The 14,750-nt window shown below is 72.2% G+C and carries 14 protein-coding genes; 5 read left to right on the plus strand and 9 right to left on the minus strand.

Going from position 1 to position 14,750, the window contains the following annotated elements; translation table 11 throughout:
* The first annotated feature begins 100 nt into the window (after positions 1–100).
* Positions 101–2,710: a glycoside hydrolase family 9 protein gene (locus tag ABZU91_RS11905; RefSeq protein WP_355237822.1), complete on the plus strand. Its 2,610-nt coding sequence runs from the start codon at positions 101–103 to the stop codon at positions 2,708–2,710.
* A 67-nt stretch (positions 2,711–2,777) separates the two neighbouring features.
* Here ABZU91_RS11905 and ABZU91_RS11910 read toward each other — a convergent pair whose 3' ends face one another.
* The gene (locus ABZU91_RS11910) at positions 2,778–3,428 is read right to left on the minus strand and encodes an HAD family hydrolase (protein ID WP_355237825.1); all 651 of its coding nucleotides are present in this window, start codon (positions 3,426–3,428) and stop codon (positions 2,778–2,780) included.
* 462 nt (positions 3,429–3,890) lie between these two features.
* On the opposite strand from ABZU91_RS11910, the gene ABZU91_RS11915 reads away from it, so the two are divergent.
* Both ABZU91_RS11915 and ABZU91_RS11920 read left to right on the plus strand, forming a co-directional pair.
* Positions 3,891–5,141 carry a DUF222 domain-containing protein gene (locus tag ABZU91_RS11915; protein WP_355237827.1) on the plus strand — a complete coding sequence of 417 codons (1,251 nt, stop codon included), beginning with the start codon at positions 3,891–3,893 and terminating at the stop codon, positions 5,139–5,141.
* Positions 5,142–5,304: 163 nt separating this feature from the next.
* Entirely contained in the window at positions 5,305–5,838 is a 534-nt protein-coding gene (locus ABZU91_RS11920; RefSeq protein WP_355237830.1) for a GNAT family N-acetyltransferase, read from the plus strand.
* Positions 5,839–5,841: 3 nt separating this feature from the next.
* On the opposite strand, the gene ABZU91_RS11925 is transcribed toward ABZU91_RS11920, so the two are convergent.
* The 5 genes from ABZU91_RS11925 to ABZU91_RS11945 are packed head-to-tail and all read right to left on the minus strand — an operon-like array spanning position 5,842 to position 10,405.
* Positions 5,842–6,099, minus strand: a complete 258-nt coding sequence (locus tag ABZU91_RS11925) for a UBP-type zinc finger domain-containing protein (RefSeq protein ID WP_355050245.1) — start codon at positions 6,097–6,099, stop codon at positions 5,842–5,844.
* Positions 6,096–7,670, minus strand: a complete 1,575-nt coding sequence (locus tag ABZU91_RS11930) for a Na+/H+ antiporter (RefSeq protein WP_355237834.1) — start codon at positions 7,668–7,670, stop codon at positions 6,096–6,098. Before ABZU91_RS11930 ends, ABZU91_RS11925 begins: the two co-directional genes overlap by 4 nt.
* A 37-nt stretch (positions 7,671–7,707) precedes the next feature.
* Positions 7,708–8,673: a TIGR03885 family FMN-dependent LLM class oxidoreductase gene (locus tag ABZU91_RS11935; protein WP_355237837.1), complete on the minus strand. Its 966-nt coding sequence runs from the start codon at positions 8,671–8,673 to the stop codon at positions 7,708–7,710.
* Positions 8,674–8,713: 40 nt separating this feature from the next.
* On the minus strand, positions 8,714–10,129 hold the full coding sequence (locus tag ABZU91_RS11940; RefSeq protein WP_355237840.1) for an NADP-dependent succinic semialdehyde dehydrogenase: 1,416 nt from the start codon (positions 10,127–10,129) through the stop codon (positions 8,714–8,716).
* A 12-nt stretch (positions 10,130–10,141) separates the two neighbouring features.
* Positions 10,142–10,405, minus strand: coding sequence for a DUF6343 family protein (locus ABZU91_RS11945; RefSeq protein ID WP_355237843.1), 264 nt, complete (start codon positions 10,403–10,405; stop codon positions 10,142–10,144).
* A gap of 187 nt (positions 10,406–10,592) precedes the next feature.
* Here ABZU91_RS11945 and ABZU91_RS11950 point away from each other — a divergent pair, with 187 nt between their 5' ends.
* The gene (locus ABZU91_RS11950; RefSeq protein WP_355237846.1) at positions 10,593–11,444 is read left to right on the plus strand and encodes a GDSL-type esterase/lipase family protein; all 852 of its coding nucleotides are present in this window, start codon (positions 10,593–10,595) and stop codon (positions 11,442–11,444) included.
* A gap of 21 nt (positions 11,445–11,465) precedes the next feature.
* Here ABZU91_RS11950 and ABZU91_RS11955 read toward each other — a convergent pair whose 3' ends face one another.
* The 3 genes from ABZU91_RS11955 to ABZU91_RS11965 all read right to left on the minus strand — a co-directional run bounded on the left by ABZU91_RS11955 (position 11,466) and on the right by ABZU91_RS11965 (position 13,369).
* Positions 11,466–12,221: an EcsC family protein gene (locus tag ABZU91_RS11955; RefSeq protein ID WP_355237849.1), complete on the minus strand. Its 756-nt coding sequence runs from the start codon at positions 12,219–12,221 to the stop codon at positions 11,466–11,468.
* 46 nt (positions 12,222–12,267) lie between these two features.
* A complete protein-coding gene (locus tag ABZU91_RS11960) occupies positions 12,268–12,414 on the minus strand; it encodes a hypothetical protein (RefSeq protein WP_355237852.1) in 147 nt (48 codons plus the stop codon).
* A gap of 106 nt (positions 12,415–12,520) precedes the next feature.
* The gene (locus ABZU91_RS11965) at positions 12,521–13,369 is read right to left on the minus strand and encodes a peptidase M23 (protein ID WP_355237855.1); all 849 of its coding nucleotides are present in this window, start codon (positions 13,367–13,369) and stop codon (positions 12,521–12,523) included.
* Positions 13,370–13,770: 401 nt separating this feature from the next.
* On the opposite strand from ABZU91_RS11965, the gene ABZU91_RS11970 reads away from it, so the two are divergent.
* On the plus strand, positions 13,771–14,691 hold the full coding sequence (locus ABZU91_RS11970; protein ID WP_355237858.1) for a PAC2 family protein: 921 nt from the start codon (positions 13,771–13,773) through the stop codon (positions 14,689–14,691).
* The last annotated feature ends 59 nt before the right edge of the window (positions 14,692–14,750 follow it).

A 14,750-nucleotide genomic window follows, 5' to 3' on the forward strand; every position in this document is an offset into this window, starting at 1 on the left:
GACAGGAGGTATCGCCACTGGAAACATCGAGCTTCGAGCTGGGAGCGCTCCCAGGTCACCACCGCCACCTGCCTCACCTCCCGTCCCGGAAGGACTCCCCGTGACGTCATCCAAACGCCGCCTCCTCCTGGCCGCGGCGACCACGCTGGCCCTCGCCGGCGCGGGCGCTGGCGCGGCCTACGCCGACCCTCCGCCGGACGCCCCCGAGCAGATCGACAACGGGGACTTCAGCGCGGGCGTGAGCCCGTGGTTCTCCTACGGCACCGACCCGCTCACGGTCACCGACGGCCGGCTGTGCGCCACCGTCCCCGGCGGACTCGCCAACCCGTGGGACGCCGGCATCGGTCAGGACGGCGTGCCACTGATCGCCGGCGCCGAATACAAGCTCGGCTTCGACATCACCGCCACGCCCGGCACGGCGGTCAAGGCCGTGCTCCAGCTCGGCAGTGCCCCGTACACGACGTACGCCGCCGTGGACGCCGCCGCCACCGGCACCACCCAGCGCGTCGAGTCGACCTTCACCGTCCCGGACGACAACCAGAACGCTCAACTGATCTTCCAGGTCGGCGGTAGCGCGCAGGCGCAGACCATCTGCCTCGACGACGTGTCGTTGCGCGGCGGCGAGCCACCCGCGCCGTACGAGCCGGACACCGGCCCCCGGGTACGCGTCAACCAGGTCGGCTACCTGCCGGGGGGCCCGAAGAACGCCACAGTGGTCACCGAGGCGACCACGCCGCTGCCCTGGCAGCTCCACTCGGCGTCCGGGGCCGTCCTCGCGAGCGGCACGACCACCACGCGCGGCGTCGACGCCGCCTCCGGGCAGAACGTGCAGACCGTCGACTTCTCCAGCTACCGCACGCCGGGCACCGGCCTGACGCTCACCGTCGACGGCGAAACCAGCCACCCGTTCGACATCTCCGGCACCCTCTACAAGCAACTGCGCTCGGACTCGATGCAGTTCTTCTACGCCCAGCGCAGTGGCATCGCCATCGACGGTGACCTGATCGGCGACGAGTACGCCCGCCCCGCCGGCCACCTCGACGTCGCGCCCAACCAGGGCGACACCAACGTGCCCTGCCAGCCGGGCGTCTGCGACTACTCGCTGGACGTGCGCGGCGGCTGGTACGACGCCGGCGACCACGGCAAGTACGTGGTCAACGGTGGCATCGCCACCTACCAGCTGCTGAACACCTTCGAGCGGACCAAGACGGCGGCCACCGCCAACGGCGGCGCCGGGCTGGCCGACAGCACCCTGCGGGTGCCCGAGCGCGGCAACGGCGTGCCGGACGTCCTCGACGAGGCCCGCTGGGAGCTGGAGTTCCTCCTGCGGATGCAGGTGCCGGCCGGCAAACCGCTCGCCGGCATGGTCCACCACAAGATCCACGACAAGAACTGGACCGGCCTGCCGCTCGCCCCGCAGGACGACCCGCAGCCGCGCGAGCTGCACCCGCCGTCGACCGCGGCCACTCTCAACATGGCCGCGACCGCCGCCCAGTGCGCGCGACTCTTCGCGCCGTACGACGCGGCGTTCGCGTCCCGCTGCGGCACGGCCGCGAAGACGGCCTACGCCGCCGCCAAGGCCCACCCCGCGGTGTACGCCAGCCCGACCGACGGCACCGGCGGCGGCGCGTACGACGACTCGAACGTCACCGACGAGTTCTACTGGGCGGCTGTCGAGCTGTACCTCACCACCGGGGCGCAGACCTACCTGACCGACCTGACCGCGTCGCCGCACCACACCGGCGACGTGTTCGACCCGCGCGGCTTCGGCTGGCAGAGCGTCGCCGCGCTCGGCCGCCTCGACCTGGCCACCGTCCCCAACGGACTGCCCGCCGCCGAGCTGACCCGGGTGCGTGCCTCGGTCACCGCCGCCGCCGACGCGTACCTCGCCGAACTGCGCCGGCAGGCGTACGGGCTGCCGATGCCCGGTGACGCGAACAGCTACTTCTGGGGCGCCAACAGCAGCATCATCAACAACGCGATCGTCCTGGCCACCGCCTTCGACCTGACCCGCGACGCCCGTTACCGCGACGGCGCCGTGCAGGCGATGGACTACATCCTCGGCCGCAACGCGCTGAACATCTCCTACGTCACCGGTTGGGGCGAGCACGCCGCGCAGAACCAGCACAGCCGGATCTTCGGCCACCAGCTCGACGCCAACCTGCCCCACCCGCCCGCCGGCTCCCTCGCCGGTGGCGCGAACGCCGCCCTACAGGATCCGTTCGTGGCGCAGTTGCTCGCCGGCTGCAAGCCGATGTTCTGCTACGTCGACGACATCAACTCGTACTCCACGAACGAGGTGGCGATCAACTGGAACTCGGCGTTGGCCTGGATCTCCTCGTTCCTGGCCGACCAGGGCGACGCCGGCGCGGTACCGGCCGTCACCTGCTCGGTGAACTACGCCAACTACGGCACCTGGGAGGGCGGCACCGGGTTCACCGCGCAGTTGACCATCCGCAACACCGGGACCACGGCCGTCAACGGCTGGAGCGTCCGGTTCGCGTTCACCGGTGACCAGCGCGTCCGGGAGGCGTGGCTCGCAAAGGTCACCCAGTCCGGCGCGACGGTCACGGCGAAGAACGAGTCGCACAACGCCAAGATCGTCCCCGGCGGCACGGTGACGTTCGGCTTCAACGCGACGACCAACGGCGGCGCCAACCCCAACCCGGGACTGGTCACCGTCAACGGGAACCCCTGCTCGCTGTCCTGACCCCGATCCCTGGTGGCCGCCCCCTCCCCCCTCGGGGGCGGCCACCAGGCCCACCCGGACAGCACAGCTAGTGCCTGTTGTGCCCGGCGACCAGGCCCGGCAGCTCGTGCAGCGAGTCGATGCGGAACAGGCACCGGTCGGCCACGGCCGGCATGTCGAGGATGTGGCCCCAGGGAGAGCGCCGGATCAGGCACGTCTTCATGCCGGCCTGCTGAGCCGGACGGGCGTCGTTGTCGGGCCGGTCCCCGACGTACAGGATCGACGAGGCGTCGCCGCCGCCCTCGGCCACGACCCGCTCGAAGAAGGCCGGCGCCGGCTTCGCCACCCCCCAGCCGTGCGACGTGCCGATCACGTCCACGTCAAGGCCGAGAGCCCGCAGGGTCGACTCAGCGTGCGCCGGCTGGTTACCCGCCAAGCCCACCAGCAGGCCCTGGTCGCGCAGGGCGGTCAGGCAGCCGCGCGCGTCCGGGTAGAGATCCTCCGCGCCGAACGTCTCCGGCTGACCGGCGGCCGCCCGACGGGAGAGTTCGGCGTCGAGGTCGAAGTCGGGCCGGAAGGTCCGGAACGTCTCCCGGTAGTCCTGACCCCGCGCGACGACCGCGCCGAAGACCGCCGACAACGTGTGCCGAGGGACGCCGAGCCAGTCCGCCCAGGCCGCGAACTCGCGGGACTCGTCGAGAACAACGCCACCGACATCGAAGAAAACCGCCTTGATCACGTACGTCCCCCGTCCTGTTCCAGCCGAAGCCGGAGATCATAGGCGGCGGAAGCCACAGTCGATGTCCCCGTGACGGGCGAAAGTCAGCCGATCCGACCCGCCTCTTCAGTCACGGCGAGAGCCGTGGAGGCGGTGGACTGACCGACGCCGAGCGTCGGGTGTGGCCGACCGAGGTGGTGCCCCGCTGGCGCGAGGACTGCCTCGTCCGTCCGGCCGCCACGGACGCACACGTGATCGCACTGGTGGCGGGCCGCATCTGGGATCTGCTGCTCGCCGACGGGTCCGGATTGGAGCTGTCGCGTACGTCGCCGTCAGCAGGGCGAGGTGCATCTGGTCGCCGCGGACCGCGGATCCGGCCAGCACCTGGCAGAGCGCCACGCCGCTCGTCCGGCACCATAAGGTGCTTCGCCGCCGTCCCGGTCAACCCCGAAAATTGTCGTACGTGTGTTCTAACATCGGTGCATGCTGGAGGGGTTGGCGCAGGCGGGGGCGGCGGTGGCCGACTGCCTCGATGCTCCGGCCTGGGCCCTTTCCGAGCACGACCTCGTCGCGGCCCTCGACGCCGCGCACCGACTCGCGCAACGCCTGGCGGCCGTCCAACTGGCGCTCGTGCGTGAGGTGGACGGCCGGGGCACGGCGCGGGCGCAGGGCGCGTCGTCGACGGCGGTCTGGCTGCGGGACCGGCTGCGGCTCGACGGTTCCGCCGCTCGCCGGCTGGTCGATCTCGCCGGGGCGCTCGATGGCGGAGCGCCCGGGGTGCGCGCCGCGCTGGCCGACGGAGACATCACTGTCGAGCAGGCGCGGGTTATCGGCGAGACCGTCCAGACGGTGCACACGGCCGCTGGCGCCGAGGCGGCCGAGAAGGCGGTCGGCGTCCTGGTCGAGTGGGCCGGGACGTTCGAGCCGACCCTACTGCGCAAGCTTGGCACCCGGGTCCTCGACCATGTCGCCCCGGAGCTCGCCGAAGCCGCCGCCAGCGCGGCGTTGGAAGCCGAGGCGCGGCGCGCCGACCGCGACCGGCATGTCACGGTCTCCGAGCTACGCGACGGTCGGCTGCGACTGTCCGGCAACCTGGACGCCGAGGCGGCCGGTCTGCTGCGCGCCGCGCTCGACCCGTTGACCTCGCCGTCCGGTCCGGACGACCCGCGCTGCCCCGGGCAACGACGTCACGACGCGCTCGCGGACCTGTGCCGGCTCGCCCTGCGCACCGGTGAGCTGCCCGAACACGGCGGCGAGCCGGCGCAGATCGTTGTCACCACCAGCTACGACGTGCTGGCCCGGCATCTCGGCGCGGGTGCCCTCGACACCGGCTTCGGACTGACCGCCGACACCGTGCGGCGACTCGCCTGCGACGCGGCGATCCTGCCCGCCGTGCTCGGCAGCGCCGGCCAGGCGCTCGACGTGGGCCGGCAGCGCCGACTCGTCACCGGCCCCCTGCGTCGCGCGCTGGTCCTGCGTGACCGAGGCTGCGCCTTTCCCGGCTGCGACCGACCACCCCGCTGGTGCGACGCCCACCACATCCGCCACTGGGCCGACGGCGGCGACACCAACCTGGCCAACGCGGTGCTCCTCTGCGGCCACCACCATCGCCACGTCCACCGTGGCGAGTGGACGGTCCGTGTGGGCGGCGACGGCCACCCCGAATTCGTTCCGCCGGCCTGGCTCGATCCCGGCCAGTTCCCCCGCCGCAACCACTACCACCGGCGAACGTGACGGAGTTCCAGCCGCCAGCTGCGATGACAAGGCCTCTCGGGCCGCTGCTGTGATCAGCCTCGCGTCGTCCGATACCGCCACCCAGGCCACCGACAGTGAGCGGGCCACCCCGTGCCGACCCGGCGGGCGGTGGACACCCGCCGGGTCTAGCAGAATGCCGGGCATGACGGATCAGCCGACCTTCACCATTCACCGCGGCGGTCCCGACGACGCCGAAGCCGTGCTGCGGCTACTCGACGTCGCCACCGCCTGGTTGGTGGCGCGCGGCCGGACCGGGCAGTGGGGCACCCAGCCGCCCTCCACCGATCCCGGTCAGATCGCCCGCGCCGACGACTGGGCCGCGAGCGGCGGCCTGTACCTGGCGAAGCGGGACGACCAGCCGGTCGGGGCGCTGGTGGTGGGTGCCGCCACCGAGCACGTGCCCCCGGCCACCGAACCGGAACTCTACGTCCGGCTGCTGGTCACCGACCGGATGCACACCGGGCTGGGGATCGGGGCCCGGCTGCTGGAACACGCCGCCGACCTGGCCCGGGCACGGGGGTTGGGCCTGCTGCGGGTGGACTGCTACGGCGGCGACGACCGGGCGCTCGTCCGGTTCTACGAGAGCTGCGGCTTTACCGCCACCGAGCCGTTCACCGTCGTGCGACCGGGCCGTGAACCGTGGCCCGGTCAGATCCTCGTCCGTCGGCTCGACTGAGCGTCAGCCGATCTCCTCGTCGACGAAGCACCAGCGCCACGCCTCGCCCGGCTGCGCCGAGCGGATCACCGGGTGACCTGTCGACGCGAAGTGCTTGCTCGCGTGCTGGTTCGGCGACGAGTCGCAGCAGCCGACCTGGCCGCAGCTCAGGCACGTACGCAGGTGCACCCAGTAGGTGTTGCCGATGGCGACGCAGTCCGCGCACTCGTCGGGGGTAAGCGGCTCGGCCGTGCCGGCCTCGGCCAGGTGCTGACAGCTCACTGCTCCACCTCCTGCCGCAACAGCGACTCTTCCAGGTCCAGGTCACGATAGGCCTGCACCAGCACCTCCTCAGGAATCCGACCGGAGTCCCGGGCAGCCCGGAACACGTCCCGCTCGGCGTCGATCATCTCTTGTCGCAGCCGACCGTACGCCTGCGAGGGGGTTTCGCGCTCGTCGCCGCCGAGCCTTTCCCAGGCCATGTTGGTGCGGTCCTCCAGCACCCGGCGCAGCCGGTCCACCACGGGCGCCGGAGCGCTGTCGGCCAGTTCCTCCAACCGTTCCCGCGCTGCCCTGCTGGCCTGCTGCTGCACTCCGGCCGCCGACAACGCGTCCTGCACCGGGTCGTCCTGGGGCAGTTTCAGGCGGCGGGCGACCAGCGGGAGGGTGGCCCCCTGGCCGACCAGGGTGACCACGATCACCGCGAAGGCCAGCCAGATGAACAGGGCCCGCGGGTACGGCTCGTCGTCGGCCAGGGTCAGCGGCAGGGCCAGGGCGGCGGCGAGTGTCACCACGCCCCGCATCCCGGCCCAGCCGATGATGATCGGGATCTTCGGCGACGGCGCCGCGTCCCGGCGGCGGATTCGGGGAACCAACCGGGCCAGGTAGGTGGCCGGGAAGAGCCAGACGAAGCGGGTCAGGAAGACGGTGGCCAGCACCACGAACGTGATCAGGATGAGCGAGCCGGCCGGCTCGTCGAGGTCCCCCAGCACCTCGCGGAGTTGCAGCCCGACCAGGAGGAAGACCAGTCCTTCCAGCAGGAAGCGGACCAGCCGCCAGAACGCGCCCACCTGCAACCGGGACGCCGCCGACAGCAGTTGCGGCAGCTTGTGCCCGAGGGCGAGCCCGGTGACGACCACGGCGACCACACCGGAGGCGTGGATGTGCTCGGCGGTGAAGACCACCGCGAACGGGATGATCAACGACAGCGCGTTGTCCAGCAGCGGGTCACTGATCCGCCGGTGCAGGAAGCCGAAGACCACCGCGCCGAGGGCGCCGATCAGGATGCCGCCGCCGGTGGCGCGCAGCACCTCGATGGCCACGTCCGTCGTGCCGACCGCCGAACCGATGGTGGCCATTGTCGCGACGCGCAGCAGCACCAGCGCGGTGGCGTCGTTGACGAGGCTCTCCCCCTCCAGGATCGTGACCACCCGGCGCGGCAGCCCGACGCGACGGGCGACGGCCGTGGCGGCCACGGCGTCCGGCGGCGCGACCACCGCGCCGAGGGCCAGGCAGATCGCGAACGGGACCTGCGGCAGCAGCAGGTGCAGCACGACGCCCACCGCGAACGCGGTGAACAGCACCAGACCCACGGCGAGCAGCAGGATCGGCCGGATGTTGTTCTTGAACGCCGGCACCGACGTCTCCAGTGCCGCGACGTACAGCAACGGCGGCAGGATGCCGATCAGCACCAGCTCCGGCTCGAGGTGGATCTGCGGGAAGCCCGGAACGAAGGACAGGGCCAGTCCGAGTACGACCAGCAGGATCGGCGCGAGCAGACCGAGTCGGCGGGCCAGCGCCGCGCCGAGGGTGGCGATCGCCAGGAAGACGACGACCGGAAACAGGCTTTCCATGGGGTACGAGCCTAGGGGTCGCGTCGCCGAGGTCGGATCAGCCCGTCGGGCGCAGCTTCGGCAGCACCTCGGCGCCGAACGCGTCGATGAACCCGCGCTGCTCCTGCCCGACGTGGTGCAGGGCGATCTGGTCGAAGCCGAGCGCCACGTACTCCTGGAGCCAGCCGACGTGCCGGCCCAGGTCGGCTGAGACGTTCACCACCTGGGCGACCCGCTCGGCGGGTACGTCGGCCGAGGCCACGTCGAAGTGCTCGACGGTCTCCAGGTCCCAGCAGACCGGAGGGGCGAAGACGTTGCTGCGCCACTGGTCGTACGCGATCGCCTCGGCCTGCGCCTGCTCCGTGGCCCAGGAGACGTGCACCTGGAGGTGCAGCGGTCCACGGCCACCGGCGTCCCGGTACGCGTCAATCATCGCCCGCAGGTGCTCCACCGGCGCGTTCACCGTGATCAGGCCGTCGGCCCACTCGGCGCACCAGCGGGCGGTGGCGACGCTGACGGCAGCGCCGACCAGCGCGGGCGGCTCCTCGGGACGCGTCCACAGCCGGGCCCGGTCCACCCGGACGAGGCCGTCGTGGCTGACCTCCTCGCCGGCCAGCAGCGCGCGGATCACGTCCACGCACTCGCGCAGCCGGGCGGAGCGGACGTCCTTGCGCGGCCACGCGTCGCCGGTGATGTGCTCGTTGCTGGCCTCGCCGGTGCCGAGGGCGGCCCAGAACCGGCCCGGGTACATCGCGCCGAGGGTGCCGATCGCCTGCGCGATGATCGCCGGGTGGTACCGCTGGCCGGGGGCGTTGACGACGCCGAACGGCATGCCGGTGGCCTGGAGGGCCGCGCCGAGCCAGGACCAGGCGAAGCCGGATTCGCCCTGCCGCTCGCTCCACGGCGAGAAGTGGTCGGAGCACATGGCGGCGTCGAAGCCGGCCCGCTCGGCGTGCATCACCGCTTCCAACAGGGCGCGGGGGTTGATCTGCTCGTGGGAGGCGTGGAACCCGAACGTCGTCATGGGCGCACCTCCTACCCACGACGACGTCCGGTGATGCGTGTTACTCGGCGTGCGCGCCGGCGCCGGCCGACGCCGCCCCCTCGCCCACCCACACCGTCTTGGTGTTGCAGAACTCCCGCATGCCCAGCTCGGACAGCTCCCGCCCGTAGCCGGAGTTCTTCACGCCACCGAAGGGCAGCTCCGGGTAGGAGGTGGTCATGCCGTTGACGAAGACGTTGCCGGCGTCCAGGTCGGTGGCGAAGCTCTCCTGCTCGGCCGGGTCCCGGGTCCAGGCGTTCGACCCGAGTCCGAAGCTCGTGCCGTTGGCCACCTCGATCGCCTCCTCGTAGGACGACACCCGGTACAGGCCGGCGACCGGCCCGAACACCTCCTCGGACCACATCCGCATCTGCGGCGTCAGGTCGGTGACGACGGTCGGCGGGTAGAACCACCCGTCGCCGCTGGGCAGCTCACCGCCGCAGAGCACCGTCGCGCCGTTGTCCACCGCGTCGCGCACCTGGGCGTGCACCTCGTCGCGGCCGTGTTCGCTGGCCAGCGGTCCCACGTCGGTGTCCGCGTCCATCGGGTCGCCGACGCGCAGCGCGGCCATGTTCGCGGCGAACTTCTCGGCGAACGCGTCGAAGACGTCGGTGTGCACGATGAAGCGCTTGGCGGCGATGCAGGACTGGCCGTTGTTCTGGCAGCGGGCGGTCGTGGCCACCTCGGCGGCCCGGTCCACATCGGCCGAGGGCATCACCACGAAGGGGTCGCTGCCGCCCAGCTCCAGGACCGTCCTCTTCAGCTCCCGGCCGGCGATCTGGGCGATGGAGCGCCCGGCCGCCTCGCTGCCGGTCAGTGTCGCGGCGCGTACCCGGGGGTCGGCGAGGATGCGCTCGACGGCGTCCGAGCCGACCAGCAGGGTGGTGAACGCACCCTCCGGGAAGCCGGCGCGGCGGAACACGTCCTCCAGCAGCAGCGCGGTCTGCGGCACGTTCGAGGCGTGCTTGAGCAGGCCCGTGTTGCCGGCCATCAACGCCGGGGCGGCGAACCGCATCACCTGCCACAGCGGGAAGTTCCACGGCATCACGGCGAGCACCACGCCGATCGGCTGGTAACGGATGAACGCCCTGGTCGCCTTCACGGCGGCGGCGTCGGCCGGCTGGTCGGCGAGGAACGCGGACGCCTTGTCGGCGTAGAAGCGGGCGGCCGCGGCGCACTTGGTCACCTCGGCCTGCGCGGCCGCGTACGTCTTGCCCATCTCCGTGGTCATGATCCGGGCGATCTCGTCCCGCTCGGCGTCGAGGAGGTCGGCGGCGGCGTTCATCCACCGGGCGCGCTCGTCGACGCCTGTGCCGCGCAGGTGCCGGTACGCGAGGTCGGTGCGCTCGATGGCGGCGTCGAGCTGTTCGGTGGACATCGCCTCGTAGGTCTTGAGCACCTGACCGGTGGCGGGGTTGGTGGTGGCGATGTGGGGCATCTCGTCCTCCTGTCACTCGAACAGCGAGTGTCGTACGCCCGGCTCCTCGCGGCGGCGGGCGGCGCGGCGGCGTTGGATCACGACCAGGTCGACCACGGCTACGGCGGCGAGGATCGCGCAGAGCACGCCGAGCCAGGCGATGCCGGCCCAGAACGCCAGCACCGCGAAGACCACCATGATCACCAGACCGAAGCTGGCGAGGGTGAGCCGGAGGTTCAGGGCGCTGTACGCGTGGCCGACCGTGCCACGGGCGCGCCGGGGCTGCGATCTCGTCATACCTGACGATCTACCCCCGATCGGCGCGGTTAACCGGTAGCCGAATCCCGACGTGGCAACGCTTATAGCATCCCGTCGGCAGGTCCGGGTCCCGTTCGCCGCATACCCGACAGCAACTTCCCGCCCGACCACGTCCAGCGCATAGAGTTACCGAGCTGTCGCTCTGTGCTGCGAGACGGGGGATGTCATGCCTCGACGCTGGGTCGCCGCCCTGGCCTGCCTCGCCGCGCTGGTGGCGCTGGCCTGTGAGGGCGGCACGTCCGCGTCACCGCGTCCCACGAAGAGCACGCCCTCGTCCGGTGGTCCCGGCGGCATCGCCGCCCTCGGCGACTCGATCAGCACCGGCTTCGCCTCCTGCCTGGTGCTCACCTCCTGCGAGCGCAACTCCTGGTCGACAGGGGACGGCCTGCGGGTGAACAGCCACTACCGGCGGCTGCTCGACCAGAACTCGGCGATCCGCGGCCGGGCGTACAACCACGCACGGCCCGGTGCCCGCGCCGACGCCCTCGAAGGCCAGGCCCAGGCAGCCGTACGCGACCGCGCCGACTACGTCACGGTGCTGATCGGGGCCAACGACATCTGCCGGGGCGGGGTGGACGCCATGACGTCGGTGACCCAGTTCCGGGCGGACGTCGACCGGGGTCTGCGGGCACTGCGCACCGGCCGGCCGAAGGCCCGGGTGCTGGTGGTGAGCATCCCCGACCTGTACCGGCTCTGGGAGGTCGGACACGACGACGGGCGGGCGACGCGCGTGTGGAAGCGGGGCATCTGCCCGGCGCTGCTGGCCAACGCGACGTCGAACGCGCCCGCCGACAAGGCCCGCCGTGCCGCAGTCCGGGAGCGGATCGACGCGTACAACGCGCAGTTGGTCGCGGCCTGCCGGGCGTACGGCTCGCGCTGCCGACACGACGGCGGCGCGGCGCACCGGGTCCGGTTCACCCTGGACCTGCTCAACCCGCTGGACTGGTTCCACCCCAACGCCTCCGGTCAGGACCGGCTGGCCGAGGTGACCTGGCGCGCCTCCGGCCTGGCCGACTGAGCCCACCCCGCGAGGGGCGGGTCAGCGGCGACGGGGCTCCGGGACGTCGGTGCCCCGGCGGCCGTAGAGCGCCCGGGAACGCTCGGCCAGATCCTTCGTGGCGGACGAGTTGGCCCAGGTGCCGAGCACGATCGCGGCCCCCGGGACGATCTTGGCGACGAGTCGCTTGGCCGCCCGTACACCTGCCATCTGGGCCAGCCGGACGCCGAGCTGCACCATGACCCGGCCCAGCGGACGCTGGCCCCCCAGGCCGAACAGCGCGTCGGCGCGCTCCCGGCCGGCAGCCACCCCGAGCGCGAGGCGGGCGCTCTCGGCGACCTTGTGCACCCGCTGGAGCACGAGCAGATCGGTGGCCCGGTCGCTGTGCAGCGGGTCGACGTCGTACGCGGCGGCGACGTGCAGGACCATGCGCGCCTGGGTCCAGGCCAGCACCCCGACGTCGAGGACGGCGCCCGGCAGCCCGGCCGCGCCGGAGACCGCCCCGGACAGGCGGGCCAGGTTGACGAACTTGCGGACCGCCTGGTCGGCCAGGACGTCCGACGAGACGCCGGGGTTGTCGTGGCGAGCCCGGCCGGCCCACTGCGCGGCCTCCGGCCCGAGTCGGCGTACCGCCTCCAGGGCGAGGTGCTCCGGGGCGTACTGCGGATCGTCGCGCATCCGGTCCCACAGTCGGGCCGGCGGGCCCTCGGGGGCGGCCGCCGGCACGGCCGGCAGACCGGCCGCCGGCTCGGGGGTGGGCGCCGTGGGTTGACCGTTGGCGGGCGGGGTGTCGGTCAACGGGTCTCCCCAGAGGTGGGTACGGGCAGGACGGCCGGTGACGCGGTCAGCGACGGCGGTTGGACAGCCGGGTGGCCAACCCCTTGAGCTTCTGCTGGTTCTCGGGCTTGGCCAGCTCGCGCCGGCCCCGGTCCACCAGCTGCTGACCCTTGGGTGATCGCAGGAACGTGCTGATCCGCTGCATCAGAGACATGTCGTCCTCCTGTCGGTGATCCCTCAGTCATGTGTACCCCGAACCCGCAACGGATGTACCCGGGACGCGACAGGCTCAACCCTCACCGTCCACAGTGGTCGGTAGGCTACCGCCCGCTCGGAACGATGGCGTCGACGACCCGGGTGGCCCGCCACTCGTGCTGCTGGTAGTACTCCGGGTACGCGGAGACCTGGACCGCCTGGGCGGCGTCGGTGAGGCGCATCTGCTGCCAGCCGGGCACCTGCTCAAGTGCCGTGAGGAACTGCCGGGTCGCGAACTCCGGGTCCATCAACCGACCGACCGGCCCCCAGCCACTGCTGGAGCGCTGCTGGAACAGTCCGACCGAGTCGTGGTCCCAGCCGACGCCCTGGTGCGGGTAGTCCTGCGACTCCGGCAGGACCCCGCTGGCGACGTTGTAGAGGTTGCTCTCCTGCATGGCGGTCGCCACCGCGATGACCAGGCCACGGCGCGGGATGCCCATCTTGCGGCCGGCGCGGACGATCGCCTCGGCGTTCTCCATCTGGGCCTTGTCGAGACCGGCGACGGGCGCCGGGCGGCTCGGCTTCGTCGGGACGACCTTGCGCGCGCGGGGGGTGGCGTCCGGGTCGGCGGGGGTGGCGGACGCCGACGGGGTGGCGGACGGGGCCGCCGAGCGGTCGAGCCCGCGGGACGCGGCCTGCTGCTCGGCGCGCTGCGCCAGTTCGACGCCGGAGGTCTTCTCGGTCGCCTGCGCGTCGGCGTCCTGGTCCCGGACCTGCGCGACGGCGGCCAGACCGAGACAGCAGACCACGCCGGTGGCGAGTGCCACCCGGGCGCGGCGTCGGCCGCTCAGGTCGCGGGCGTACGCCCGGAGCCGACTCGCGGCGGTTGTCCGTTCGGCTGAGGTGCCTTCCCCTGTTTCGGTGGTGGGGCTGCTCGGGGCGTACGGGTCGTCGAGGGTGCCGTCGTCACGCATCAGCCGAGGCTAGGCAGACGGAAACCCCGATCACGCACAGTGATCACGTGGCCCTCGCCACAGAATCGGGTCACCCCGGTGGACGAGCGGGGCCGGTCGACTCGCCCGAGGAACGGACCTCGCGTACCGGAGAAAAGCGGCGGACCTCGTGCGGCGACACGGACGGCGACACGGACGGACATCGGACCGCGCGACCCGACATGATCGACAAACTCGGCCTTTGGGTTGAACCGCCCATCGGCCGATTGGCGTAATCGGGTGGTTCGTCCGATCGTGCCCAGCGGGCGGGCGACGGATCGCCCGACTCAGGAATGCACCAGGATGGCCTGTACGTTGCCCGAACCGGGTGCCACCCGTCGCGACGGCATCCGAGTAGGCACATTCCAGGGAGGTCCGCACCGGTGCTCGACCCACACGAGCTCTACCAGCTCACCGACGATCTGCCCGAACTCGGGCAACCGGTCCTGATCCAGGCCCTCACCGGGTTCGTGGACGCCGGCAACGCCAGCCGGCTCGCCCGCGAGCAACTGCTCACCTCGCTCGATGGCCGGCCGATCGCGACCTTCGACGTGGACCAGCTCTTCGACTACCGCTCCCGGCGACCGGTGATGACCTTCAACGAGGACCACTGGGAGAGCTTCGACGCGCCGGAGCTGGAGCTGCACCTGCTGCACGACGACGACGAGACTCCGTTTCTCCTGCTCACCGGCCCCGAGCCGGACCTTCAGTGGGAGCGGTTCACCGCCGCCGTCGCAGGGCTCGCCGCCCGGCTCGACGTACGACTCACCGTCGGGCTCAACTCGATCCCGATGGCGGTGCCGCACACCCGGCCGACCGGCGTGACCGCCCACGCCACCCGCCCCGAACTGATCAGCGGGTACGAGCCGTGGCTGCAACGGGTCCAGGTGCCCGGCAGCGTCGGCCACCTGCTGGAGTTCCGCCTCGGCGAGCAGGGCCGCGACGCGCTCGGCTTCGCCGCACACGTGCCGCACTACGTGGCGCAGACCGAGTACCCGGCCGCCGCCGAGGTGCTGCTGAGCGCCGTGTCCCGCAGCACGGGGCTGCTGCTACCCGGCGACGGTCTGCGCTCGGCCGCCGAGGTGGTCCGGGTGGAGATCGACCGGCAGGTCGCCCAGACCGAGGACGCCGCCGCCCTGGTCCAGGCACTGGAAGAGCAGTACGACGCCTTCGCCCGAGGCCGCGGCGAACGCAGTCTGCTCGCCCCGGACGCCGGTCCGCTGCCCACCGCCGACGAACTCGGCGCGGAGCTGGAACGGTTCCTGGCCGAACAGACCCGCCCCGGCGACACCCAGGGCAACTGAGCCGGCAGCCCTCCGCCGCCACGGACGCCGACACGGCGCGCGGCTCAGCCCGCGTCGTG

The sequence above is a fragment of the Micromonospora sp. NPDC005174 genome, from assembly GCF_040608495.1.
In the GTDB taxonomy this organism is placed as follows: Bacteria; Actinomycetota; Actinomycetes; order Mycobacteriales; family Micromonosporaceae; genus Micromonospora.